This is a genomic window from Streptomyces sp. W1SF4 (assembly GCF_003950035.1).
GTDB lineage: Bacteria > Actinomycetota > Actinomycetes > Streptomycetales > Streptomycetaceae > Streptomyces > Streptomyces racemochromogenes.
On the sequence record NZ_CP034350.1, the window covers coordinates 3,560,738 to 3,572,426 of the forward strand.

11 protein-coding genes are annotated in these 11,689 nt (G+C 74.0%); 1 reads left to right on the forward strand and 10 read right to left on the reverse strand.

The window, feature by feature from the left end; translation table 11 throughout:
* Positions 1–146 precede the first annotated feature (146 nt).
* Complete coding sequence (locus D1J60_RS16490; protein WP_241253294.1) at positions 147–1,373, forward strand: transposase; 1,227 nt, start codon at positions 147–149, stop codon at positions 1,371–1,373.
* Positions 1,374–1,391: 18 nt separating this feature from the next.
* Here the strand turns inward: D1J60_RS16490 and D1J60_RS16495 are convergent, their stop codons facing one another.
* From D1J60_RS16495 to D1J60_RS16540, 10 genes are all read right to left on the reverse strand, one after another.
* Positions 1,392–3,323, reverse strand: a complete 1,932-nt coding sequence (locus tag D1J60_RS16495; RefSeq protein ID WP_125821611.1) for a helix-turn-helix domain-containing protein — start codon at positions 3,321–3,323, stop codon at positions 1,392–1,394.
* Positions 3,324–3,443: 120 nt separating this feature from the next.
* Positions 3,444–4,151 carry a BTAD domain-containing putative transcriptional regulator gene (locus D1J60_RS16500; protein ID WP_164720911.1) on the reverse strand — a complete coding sequence of 236 codons (708 nt, stop codon included), beginning with the start codon at positions 4,149–4,151 and terminating at the stop codon, positions 3,444–3,446.
* Between the two features lie 77 nt (positions 4,152–4,228).
* Entirely contained in the window at positions 4,229–4,936 is a 708-nt protein-coding gene (locus D1J60_RS16505) for a ScbR family autoregulator-binding transcription factor (RefSeq protein ID WP_241253295.1), read from the reverse strand.
* Between the two features lie 227 nt (positions 4,937–5,163).
* Positions 5,164–6,186 carry a class II fructose-bisphosphate aldolase gene (gene fbaA / locus D1J60_RS16510; RefSeq protein WP_125595483.1) on the reverse strand — a complete coding sequence of 341 codons (1,023 nt, stop codon included), beginning with the start codon at positions 6,184–6,186 and terminating at the stop codon, positions 5,164–5,166.
* Positions 6,187–6,368: 182 nt separating this feature from the next.
* Positions 6,369–6,908: an orotate phosphoribosyltransferase gene (gene pyrE / locus D1J60_RS16515; protein ID WP_007265023.1), complete on the reverse strand. Its 540-nt coding sequence runs from the start codon at positions 6,906–6,908 to the stop codon at positions 6,369–6,371.
* A gap of 24 nt (positions 6,909–6,932) precedes the next feature.
* Positions 6,933–7,721 (reverse strand): aldose 1-epimerase, encoded by a 789-nt coding sequence (locus tag D1J60_RS16520; RefSeq protein ID WP_125821613.1) that lies wholly within the window; start codon positions 7,719–7,721, stop codon positions 6,933–6,935.
* A gap of 19 nt (positions 7,722–7,740) precedes the next feature.
* Entirely contained in the window at positions 7,741–8,670 is a 930-nt protein-coding gene (locus D1J60_RS16525; protein WP_125821614.1) for an SRPBCC domain-containing protein, read from the reverse strand.
* A 54-nt stretch (positions 8,671–8,724) separates the two neighbouring features.
* Entirely contained in the window at positions 8,725–10,368 is a 1,644-nt protein-coding gene (locus tag D1J60_RS16530; protein WP_241253296.1) for a polyamine aminopropyltransferase, read from the reverse strand.
* A 102-nt stretch (positions 10,369–10,470) separates the two neighbouring features.
* On the reverse strand, positions 10,471–11,001 hold the full coding sequence (locus D1J60_RS16535; RefSeq protein ID WP_125595486.1) for a DUF2617 family protein: 531 nt from the start codon (positions 10,999–11,001) through the stop codon (positions 10,471–10,473).
* Between the two features lie 362 nt (positions 11,002–11,363).
* Positions 11,364–11,600 carry a hypothetical protein gene (locus D1J60_RS16540; RefSeq protein ID WP_125821615.1) on the reverse strand — a complete coding sequence of 79 codons (237 nt, stop codon included), beginning with the start codon at positions 11,598–11,600 and terminating at the stop codon, positions 11,364–11,366.
* Positions 11,601–11,689: the final 89 nt, after the last annotated feature.

Here is an 11,689-nt window from a genome sequence, read left to right on the forward strand (position 1 = left end):
AGTCCGTCAAGTCACCGGGGGTGGTGGCGCCCCCACCACGATCGGGCCGAGTGCGGTGACCGGGACACCTCCCCGGAAGAGGGGTGCTCGGCCGACGGTAGAGGTGCAGTGGACGCACGCCGAGGGGGCATGTCGTGAAAGCGGTCATGAGCAGCATCAACAGCATCAGCGGGGGCACCGGTACGGGTACGGTGGCGCCGGTCCGGCGGGACCCGGCCCGGGAGGCGGCCGACGAACTGTGTTCCGTCGTCCTGTCCTCCCTGCGCCGCAAGGACCAGCGGGAGAAGGGCCGGCAGTACGTGCAGGGCCTGCTCGCACTGCCCGGCCGCAAGTCGATGCGGGGCATCGCGGGGCAGGTCGGGGGCGGGGCCGCAGAGCAGAGCATGCACCACTTCATCTCCGGCTCCACCTGGGACTGGGAGCCGATCCGCGCCTCGCTCGCGGGGTTCCTCCAGGCGGCCACCCCGCTGACGGCGTGGGTGGCGCAGCCGATGGCCATCCCGAAGGGCGGGGAGCACTCGGTGGGGGTGGCGCACCGCTTCGACCCGCACCAGGGGCAGATGTTCCGGGGACAGCAGGCCTTCGGGACCTGGTTCGCCTCGGCGGGGCTGGTCACTCCGGTCGGGTGGCGCATGCACCTGCCGGAGGAGGACGCCCCCGGCACCGCCGGCACACCCGGGACCCCGGGCACCTCCGCCGCCCCCGGCGCCTTCGACGCCGCCGACGCGCAGGCCGCGTACGAGGAGTCCGCCGCGGACGCCGTCATCGAGACGGTGCGGCGCAGCGGCAACCGGCGCCCGGTGGTGCTGGACATCCAGCGGATCGGCACCCGGTCCACGATGAACCGCTTCGCCGAGGCCGGGCTCCCCGTCATCGCCCGCGTCGCACCGTCGACGCCGCTGCTCGTCACCGACCCCGCGCTGCCCGGCCACGGCGCCGGGGCGCGCCCCGCGCGGGACGTCCTGCAGTCGGTGAAGGGGCTGTGCACCCCGGTGGAGTGGACCGACCCGGACCCCGCGCTCCCGGGCGGCCGCCACCGCAGCACCCTGGCGGTCGCGGTGCGGGTGATGATGCCCGACCCGTCCCCGGCCCGCCGCCGCCACCTGCTGCTGGTCGGCGAGTGGACGGACCCCCGCCGCCCTCCGGCGCAGCTGTGGGTGACGGACCTGGTACGGCTTCCCGTGGGTCCGCTGCTGCGGCTGACGAAGCAGGGCCGGCGGGTCTCCGTCGCCGCCGAGCACAGCGGCCGGGAGGCGGGGCTGCGGGACTTCGCCGGGCGGGCCCTGCCCGGCTGGCACCGGCACGTCACGCTGGCCTCGGTCGCGCACGCGGCCCGCGCGCTGACCGGTACGGAGCACTACGCGGCGGCCTAGGCCGGACGCCCGGCCCGGTTACACCGCGTTCGAGCGGTCGGCGGCCGTGCGGCGGTCGTGCAGGACGGTGCGGGCCTTGCGCAGCCGCAGGGCCATCTGGATCTCCAGCGCCCCGGCGGGCTTCTGCCAGTCGGGGCCGAGGAGTTCGGCGATGCGGTCCAGTCGGCGGGAGACGGTGTTGGGGTGCACGTGCAGGGCCTCGGCGGCGTGGGTGGGGCTGGCCCCCGAGGCGAAGTACGCCTCCAGGGTGCGGGTCAGCTCCGTCAGCCGGTCCGCGTCGTACTCCAGCACGGGGCCGATCGTCGCCGCGATGAACGACTCCACGTCGTGGTCGGCGGACAGCAGCATGCCGAGGAAGCCCAGTTCGCGCAGGGAGGCGGTGCCGCCCACCCCGTCGAGCGCGGTCAGCGCGTCCAGGCAGCGCACGGCCTCGGCGTAGACGCGGGCCACCTCGCCCGGGCTCCCGGTCGGGCCCGCCGCACCGGTGGACACGGCGTGGCCCAGCAGCGGCGACAGCTCGCCGGAGACCCGGTGCGCGGCGGCGGAGGCGTCGGTGCCGGGCAGGACCAGGACGATGCAGCCGCGGCGGACGCCCTTGAGCCCGCCCATCCGGTACGCGTACGAGGACGCCCAGGCCACGGCCCGGCCCAGCTCGCCGCCCTCCGGCCGGGCCACGACCACGACGTGCGGGCCGTCCAGGTCGATGCCGAGGCGGCGGGTGCGTTCCAGCAGGTGCAGGTCGACGGAGTGCGGGCGGTCCAGCAGGTCGGCGAGGAGTTCGTCGTGCACGGGACCCTCGGCGGCGACCGTGCCGCGCTGGATCAGCATCAGTGAGGCCACGGACTGGGCGGCCAGCTGGAGCAGCCGTACGTCCTCCTCGGCGAGGGGTTCGGAGGCGCTCAGCAGCAGCACCCCGAGGTCCTCGGCCCCCGCCAGTACCGGGGCGAGCCACAGGTCGCCGGGCAGGCGCACCGGGCGGCGGTCGGTGAGCGCCTGGAGGGCGCCCTTGGTCACGGCGTCCTCGTCCAGGCCGGGCAGTTCCCCGGTCGCGGTCAGCGGCCGCCCGCCCGGGTCCCGTACCTGGAGGACGCCGTCCAGCGCGTCGGCGGTGGCCCGGGCGAGGGTGGCGAGGCCGGCCCCGTCCAGGACCAGCCCGGCCAGCCGGGCGTGGCACTCCCACAGGTAGCGGACCCGGGTGAGGGCGGTGTTGGTGCGCGAGCCGAAGGCCGCCAGCTCGGTGACCTCGTCGCGGGTCTGCTCCAGCAGCCGGGCCTTCTCGATGGCGACGGCGGCCAGGTCGGCGAGGGAGAGCATGATGCCGATCTCGTCCGGGGTGAACTCCCTTACGGCGCGGTCGGATCCGTAGAGGGCGCCGAGGGTGGAGTTCCCTCGCCGCAGCGGGACCGCGATGATCGCGTGCAGCCCCTCCGCCTCGACGACGGCGTCGATGCCGGAGGCGTGCGCGATGGAGGAGTCGGCGAGGTAGTCGGGGGTCCACACCGGTGAGCGGCGGGCCTGCGCGATGCTGCCGAGGCCCCGGCCGGTGCCGAGTTCGAGGCCGACGTTGAGGGCGGTGGTCTCTCCCTCGGAGGTGCGCACGTACGCAGAGCCGTCCGGGCGGCTCAGCGACAGCCAGGCCATGTCGAAGCCGAGGAGGCGCCTGGCCCGGCGGGTGATCAGGCGCAGCAGGCCGTCGATGTCGTACGGGGAGGTGAGGTCGTGGGCGGTGTCGACGAGGGCGGTGAGGGCGGCCTCGCGCTGTCTGCCGCTGCTCGCGCGGGCCCGTACCGAGCCGGCCAGGTCCACGGCCCGGGTGAGGTCGGCGAGTTCGGCCTCTCCGGCGCCGGCGGCGCGGGCCTCGGCGAGCAGGGTCTCGTACCGGCTCTGCGGGGCGTCCTGCGCGAGCAGCTCCAGTACGGCCAGTGGGCCGCCCCCGTCCCCGCGTCGCATACCGCCGCTCCCCCCACCCCGACCAGCCGCTTCACGTCCCCGGCCCCGAACCTAGGTTCCGTGGGGCGAGGGGTCAAGCAGAGGCCCCGGTCCGGGCGCGGGCCCGGCCACGGGCCCCGGTCAGCGGCGGGCCGCGCCGGTCAGGGAGGGGCCGGGGGCCGGGCGGGCCCTGCCGGCGGCGTCGACGCGGGCCTCGGCCCGGCGCAGCGCCGCCAGGTAGGCGCCGCCGGGGCGGCCGGTCCCGGAGCCGCGCAGGACGGCGAGGGCGAGGCGCAGCTCGCGGTGGCGTCCGAGGGCGAGCTCCGCCTCGGCCCACTGGCCGAGCACGGAGACCCGGTCGGCGTCGAGGCAGGCGATGCGGCGGCGGAGCCAGGTCCCGGCGTCGATGCCGTCCAGGGCGGGGCCGGTCCACAGGTCCAGTGCCCGGCGCAGGCGCGCGGCGGCCTGCTCGTGGTCGCCGCGTTCCATGGCCCGGTATCCGGCGCCCGCCTCGCGTTCGAAGTCGCGGACGTCGCAGCGGCCGCCGGCGGTGTCGAGAAGATACCCGCCGGGCCGGGTGGCCAGCACGGCTTCGGGAGTTCGTACCGAGCCGGCCCCCAGCGCCTGCGCGAAACGCTCGCGCAGGCGGCGTACGGCGGTGTGCAGGGCGGCGTGGGCGTGCTCGGGCGGGACGCGGCGGGCCAGCTCGTCCGCGAGCACGGAAGCGGGGACGACCCGGTCGGGACAGGCGGCGAGGACCGCCAGGACGTGCCGGGACTCCGGCGTGGGGGCGGTGATGGGCACGCCGTTCTCGATGACCCGCGGTGTGCCGAGTACCTCAATGTCCACAGTGATCTCCCTGGGCAGGCCAGCGGAAAAATAATACCCGGGAGGATCTTTCAGGGAAGAGGGAGGGCCGGTCGGAGTCAGGCCTCCTCCTCCTGCGGGGGCACCCCGCCCGCGCAGCCGTGCCGGCACGCGTGCGCGCCCTGCGGTCCGTACAGGGCCCGCGCGCCCCGGCCGGGGGCGGTGTCCAGCCGGATCGCCACGGCCGGGACCACCACGGCGGGCATCACGTGCGTGTAGAGCTCCGAGACCTGGACGTCCATGTCCAGCCCGAGCGTGTAGGACATGGTGTTCAGGCCCGCGTACGCGCCCACGATCAGGCGCGCCGGCACCCGGGGGTCCACGTTCGGCAGCAGCTCCCCGCGCCGCTGGGCCTCTTCCAGCAGCGGGACGTGCAGCTCGATCCAGGTCTGGTACGGGGTCACCCGGTCGAGGCCCCGGCCCGCGTGGTCCAGCGTGAGCCGGGTGCTGGCCCGCATCAGGGCGTCGTGCCGCAGCTGGTGCGAGAAGACCATCCCGATGTCCACGAACTCCTGCGCCTTGAACCGCTGCGGCAGCATCTGCGGCTGCGCCTCGTTCTGCGCGTCGATGACGGCCTGGGCCAGGCCTTCCTTGGACTCGAAGTGGAAGTACAGCGCGCCCTTGGTGACGTTGGCGATCTTGACGATGTCGGAGAGCTTGGCCGTGTCGTAGCCCTGCTCCTCGAAGACCAGCGCGGCCGCCTCCAGGATCGCCCGGCGCGTGCGCACCGCCCTCTCCTGCTTGACCTGGGGTCGCTGTGTCCTCATCGCTGGCGTCGCCTCTCCTGGCCCGCCGGTTTTACATCCCCACGGGTACGTTTCTCTGGGTAGTAGATTCCACACCATCGCGCCGCCGCCCGTCCACCGACGTATGTCACCTCGGGCGAATTCCCCGCGAATCCACCACCCCGCACGCAGAGAGGGGCCCGCCGGCCCGTGTCGGACCGGCGGACCCCTCTCCCAGGTCCCGGCGAACCCTTCCGGGTCCTCGCCGCCTACTTCAGCTTGGTACCCGTGGAACGCAGGTCGGCGCAGGCCTGGGTGACGCGCTTGGCCATGCTCGCCTCGGCCAGCTTGCCCCAGGTGCGCGGGTCGTAGGTGGACTTCTTGCCGACCTCGCCGTCGACCTTCAGGACACCGTCGTAGTTGCGGAACATGTGGTCCGCGACCGGGCGGGTGAAGGCGTACTGGGTGTCGGTGTCGAGGTTCATCTTCACGACGCCGTTCTCCAGCGCGGTGGCGATCTCCTCGGGCGTGGAGCCCGAGCCGCCGTGGAAGACGAAGTCGAACGGCGAGGCCTTGCCGAACTTCTCGGCGACGCCGGCCTGCAGGTCCTTGAGCAGCTCCGGCCGCAGGACCACGTTGCCCGGCTTGTAGACGCCGTGCACGTTGCCGAAGGAGGCGGCCAGCAGGTAGCGGCCCTTCTCGCCCAGACCCAGGGCCTCGGCGGTGCGGATCGCGTCCTCGACGGTGGTGTACAGCTCGTCGTTGATCTCGTGGCTGACGCCGTCCTCCTCGCCGCCGGTCGGGGTGATCTCGACCTCGAGGATGATCTTCGCGGCGGCGGCCTTGGCGAGCAGCTCCTGGCCGATGGCCAGGTTGTCGGCCAGGGTCTCGGCGGAACCGTCCCACATGTGCGACTGGAAGAGGGGGTTCAGGCCGCGGGCGACGCGCTCGGCGGAGACCTCCAGGAGCGGACGTACGTAGCCGTCCAGCTTGTCCTTGGGGCAGTGGTCCGTGTGCAGCGCGACCGTGACGTCGTACTTGGCGGCGACGACGTGCGCGAACTCGGCCAGGGCGACCGCGCCGGTCACCATGTCCTTGTTGTACTGGCCGCCCAGGAACTCGGCACCACCGGTGGAGATCTGGATGATGCCGTCGCTCTCGGCCTCCGCGAAGCCGCGCAGCGCGGCGTGCAGGGTCTGGGTCGAGGTGACGTTGATGGCCGGGTAGGCGAACTTGCCTGCCTTCGCCCGGTCGAGCATCTCGTTGTAGACCTCGGGGGTTGCGATGGGCATCTGTCCGCTCCTTGGATGTGCGGGGAGTGTGCTTATTGCGGGCCCTGACCTGGGGGCGACGTCGCCGTCGCGCCTATCTTTCCAGACTCGGCGCAACACTCCACCCCGCCTGTCACCCCCCGGTCGGCGAAGCGGGCGGAGTGTTTCACGTGAAACACCCCGCCCGTCCGGAAAGCCGCAGGTCAGGCGAGGCCCAGGTCCCCGAGCTGGTAGCCGGTGAGGTAGGGCAGGCCGGCGGCGGCGATGGCGTCGGCCGCGCCGCGGTCCACGATGGTGGCGACGGCGACGACCTCGCCGCCGGCCTCGCGGACCGCCTCGACGGCGGTCAGCGGGGAGCCGCCGGTGGTCGAGGTGTCCTCGACGACCAGGCAGCGCTTGCCCTTCACCTCGGTGCCCTCGATGCGGCGCTGCATGCCGTGGGCCTTCTGCGCCTTGCGGACGACGAAGGCGTCCAGGCGCTCGCCGCGCGCGGCGGAGGCGTGCAGCATCGAGGTGGCGACCGGGTCGGCGCCCAGGGTCAGGCCGCCGACGCAGTCGAACTCCAGGTCGGCGGTGAGGTCCAGCATGACCTGTCCGACCAGCGGGGCGGCCTCGCCGTCGAGGGTGATCCGGCGGAGGTCGATGTAGTAGTCGGCTTCCTTGCCGGAGGAGAGCGTCACCTTGCCGTGCACGACGGCCTTGTCCTTGATCTGCTGCAGAAGCGCATCGCGTACGTCAGTCATGACGTCGAGCTTAGGGGGTGCCGGTCAGCCGAGGCGTCGCCACGTCCAGGTCGTGGAGACCTCCAGCGGGTCCACCGGCGTGACCAGGCGCGGGAGGGTGTTGAGGCCGTTCGGCGGGCCGGACTGCGGCTCGACGCAGACGGCCTCGGGCTCCTCGTCGTACACGACCACCCATTCGGCGGGGCTCGTGACCTTCAGCTCCAGCTGACCGGGCCAGGTGAGGGTGACGTCGACCCCGTAGGGCATGCCGAAGCAGTCGTCCCAGGGGCCGGGCTTCGGGTCGGTGCGGCGGCCGGTGGGGATGTGGTCCTCGTCGCGCTCCTCCTGCCAGGCCGGGTCGAAGCCGATCCGGGCCGGCTCCCCGCCCTCGGTCAGGACCCGGTTGAACCAGGGGTGCCAGCCCGCCTGCGCCGGGAAGGAGTCCTGGTACGTCTCCACGCCCAGGCGGATCGTCAACGCGTCCGGCCCCAGCTCGAAGAGCTGCGTCACCCGGCCGGAGTAGGGCCAGGGGTCGGTGAGGTCGTAGGTGAAGGCCGCGGTGGTCCCGGTCGCGGAGGCCGTCTTCCAGGCTGCGTCCCGGGCGAAGCCGTGGATGGCGTGCGGCGGGTGGTTGAGCGGCAGCTGGTGGACGGCGGCGCCGTCGTGGAAGCGCCCGTTCGCCGTGCGCCCGCACCACGGGACCATCGGGAAGGCCCCGTATTTCGGGCCCTGCCGCAGCAGCTCGATGCCGTCGACGCGCAGACCGCTGACCCGGCAGCCGTTTTCCTGATCGATGGTGATGTCGGCGCCGCCGGCGCCCAGTCGCGTAGTCATACGGCGACCCTACGGCTCGTCAGCGACGGCGGCGCAACGCCCTTCCGACCACGACCGCCGAGGCGAGGGCCAGGGCCGCGGCCGGGGCGACCCAGCGCAGGCCGTTGCCGCCGTCGGAGGCGGAGGGCGCCGGCACCGGGGCGTAACGGCCGCGCGGGGGCGCGTGGTCGACCTCCTCGGCGCTGCGGCCGATCATCGTGCGGCGGGCGTGGGCGGCCTCGGCCGGCGGACGCCCGGAGCCGGCGGGGCCCGCGCCGGGCGCTTCCTCCTCAGGCTCGGCGAAGGCGGCGAAGTCCGCGAACTCGCCGTCCAGGAAGGGGTCGAGGGACGACGGCGGCACCTCGGTCCCGAACACCGGCGGCACGGACGGCAGGGCCCCGTCCGATCCGGCTTCCTCAGGTCCGGCCACGCCTGGATCCGCCCCCTCGGGTCCGGCCGCGTCGGATCCCGCCCCACCGGGTCCGGCCGCGTCGGGTCCCTCCCCGTCGCGCCAGGTCTCGGCGGCGGCCTCGCTCCCGGTGCCGGCCGCGCCGGCCAGGTTGGCTGCGAAGCGGTCGAGGAGACGCCCGGCGGCGGTGGCGGTGGCCCCGGGGTCGAAGGCGGCGGCCCGGCCGTCGGCGGTGGCCCCGCCACTGAACTCCAGCAGGGTCCCGCCGTCGTGCGGGACCAGCCGCAGCACGAGCACGAGGGTGACGGTGCCGCTGCCCCGCACCTCGCTGCCCTCGCCCTCCGCGGTGAAGTGGTCCGGGTCCCGCTCGGTGAGGGCCAGGGTTCCCCGGTAGGTCACGGTGTGGCCGCCGACCCGCACCTTGAGCCGCCCGGCCAGCGGCCCGGAGGCGGTGTCGGCGTCCTGCTGGAGCCCGGGGACGCAGCGGGCCACCCGGGCGGGGTCGCGCAGCACGGCGCGGACGTCTTGTGCCGGTACCGGAACGAACACCTGATGCTCCATGCGGCCGAGCCTACCGAGAGTGCCCGCCCCTGCACACGGACACGACGCCACGGGTCAGTGGTATCGCGGATGCGGCAGCGTCGACGGCGGGAGTCCGGCGGAGGGCCGGCCGCGGGCGGCCTCCCGGGCCGCGTCCTGCAGCCCCCGGGTGGACACGGCCCGCAGGGCGGGGGTGTCGCGGTCCACGCGCAGCTCGGGGACCCGGTCGCGGGCGGCGAGCACGAAGCCCCAGTCCTGCGGCGTCGCGTCGGCCGCGCCCTGGGTGCGGTCGGGCCCGGCGGCGAAGCCGGAGAGCCGGCCGCCCGTGCTGTACGGGGTGGTGAGCAGTCCGGCCGCGCGCAGGGTGGACTCGACGGTCCAGTACGTACGCGGCCTCGTGGTGAGGGGGCCGGCGTGCACCGCGATCCGCCCGCCCGGCTTCAGGGCCCGCGCGGCGAGCCCGTAGAACTCCTGCGAGTACAGCTTCGTGCTCGGGGTGATGCCGGGGTCGGGCAGGTCGGAGACGATGACGTCGAAGCGGTCCCGCGCGGCGGGCCCGCGCAGCCAGCGGAAGGCGTCCTCGGTGACGACGCCGAGGCGCGGGTCCGCGTACGCGCCGGCGTTGAGCGCGGAGAGCATCGGGTCGGTGCGGGCGAGGCGGACCACGCCGGGGTCGAGCTCGACGACGGTGACGGAGGCGACGTCCCGGTAGCGCAGCACCTCGCGTGCGGCGAGGCCGTCGCCGCCGCCGAGGACCAGAACGCGGGCGTGCGGGCCGGTCATCGCGGGATGGACCAGGGCCTCGTGGTAGCGGTACTCGTCGTAGCCGCTGACCCGCAGCCGCCCGTCCAGGAAGAGGTCCAGGGAGCGCGGGGAGCCGGTCGGCGGCCCGGTCAGCACCAGTTCCTGCACGCCGGTCTGCGCGGCGACCCGGACCTCGGCTCCGTAGACGGCCGTGCGCGCGGCCCGCTCGAAGTCGTCGACGAGGACGGTCGCGCAGGCGAGGAGCGCGAGGACGGTCGCGTTGGCGGTGACCAGCAGCCAGCGGCAGCGTCTGCTGAGGTCGTGGCGGAACAGCCACAGGACGAGTCCGCCGCCGACGACGGCGTTCACGGTGCCGGTCAGCATGGCTCCGGTGAGCTGGCCGAGGACGGGCAGCAGCAGGAAGGGGAAGGCGAGCCCGCCGGCCAGGGCGCCCACGTAGTCGGCGGCGAAGAGGTCGGCGACGGCCCCGCCGGCGTCCTGCCTGCGGATGCGCTGGATGAGGACCATCAGCAGCGGGATCTCGGCGCCGATGAGGACCCCGATGCCGAAGGAGAACGCGACGAGGGCCGGCCGGGACTCCCCCAGCCAGGCGAAGCAGGCGTACAGGGTCATGGCGGAGAAGCCGCCGAGCAGGGCGAGCGCGGCCTCGATGGCGCCGAACCCGAAGGCGGGCCGGTGCCGCAGGCGTTTGGCGAGGAGGGAGCCGACGCCCATGGCGAAGACCATGACGGACAGGACGACCGACGCCTGCGTGACGGAGTCGCCGATGAGGTACGAGCCGAGGGCGAGCAGTTCCAGCTCGTAGACGAGCCCGCAGGCGGCGCAGACGAACACCGTGGCCAGCACGAGGAGTCGGCCGGTCCGGGGGCGTACGGGCAGGGCGGCCTGGACGGTCTGCACGCCCCGCGGCTCCGCCGCCGGGAGCACCCCGCGGGGGGCGGAACGGTCGATCATGCAGCGAACCGTACGTCACCGCCCACCGACACCCTGTCACCCACATGGGTGCAAGTGCCTTGTTGATCAGGCCGGTTGGCGTAATCGCACGGGTCCTTGCGGCTAGGCCGTGACCTGGACGGGGGCGCCCATGCGCACGCCCACCCGGGTGCGGGTGGCCACCAGCTGGCCCTCCTGCGGATAGGCGTGCCAGGTGCGCCAGCGGACCTGGCCCTCGTGCCGCTGCGCGAGCATCGCGGTGAACGCGTGCGGGTCACCGGGGAAGGTACCGGCTAGCCCGTTCGGGTGATCCGCGACCAGCGCGAGCAGTTCCTGCGCCCGTCCCGCGAAGGACCCCCGGGAGAGGGTCTCGACCCGCGCGGCGAACTCGTACTCCCAGTCCCCCACCCGCTTCGCGACGCCGAGCGGCAGCGGCGTACTGCTGCCGGGCATACAGGCGACCGTCTCCGAGCAGAGCACCTCGCCCTCCTCCAGGAGCACCTGGTGAGAGGCCCCGAGCAGGCGCAACTCCACCTTCGCGTCCGCGAGCTGGAGGTTCAGTACGGCCAGGGCGGGCAGCCGGTCGCGTCCCAGGGCCCAGGCGAGATCGGCGGCACGCGTGTCGGTGTAGGTGGTCTGGAGGGTCGTGAGCATGAGTCGGCTCCGCAAACGCGCGAGGGAGATGGGCCGGGGCCCGCCAGCGGTAGTCAACGGGTGGGGGGACACCGGCACGGGTCCACAGGAAGTCCCGGGAGGTCCGGAGACTGGTCTACTCAACCGAGGGAATCATGAAAGGCACGGCACTCACAGCGTTTTTACCCAACTTGACGGGGTTTACATCCCCCCGGGGGCTTCACGGTTCACGTGTTCAACACGACGCCGCCCGTACGCCGTAGTGGCCGCCCGAACAAGAAGACGCCCGAAGGAAGTTGTCCCCGCCGGGCGTCTTGTCCACACGGGGTACGCGCGCTTTCCGCACACGGCGCGGACCCTGGCCCGCGGCGCACGTACCAGTGTCAGCTGGACCCGCACCCCCCGCCACCGCAGGAGGACGAGGAGCCGCACGACGAGGACGAACCGCAGGACGAGGAGGAGCCGCAGGAGGACGAGGAGCCCCCGCCGCCGCCGGCCCACCAGCTGGACCCGGAACCACTGCCACCAGCGGACCCGCCGCCGCCCGAGCCGCCCCAACGCGCCACCAGGACGACGAAGCCCACGACCGCCAGCACCACGAGAATCAGGACGAGGGACACGGCCCCGCCTCCTTCCCACACCCCGGTCGCCCGGGTCGCGGCACCCCCGTGGCCCGCGTGCAGGGGGGATGCCCGCAGGCCAAAGCCGC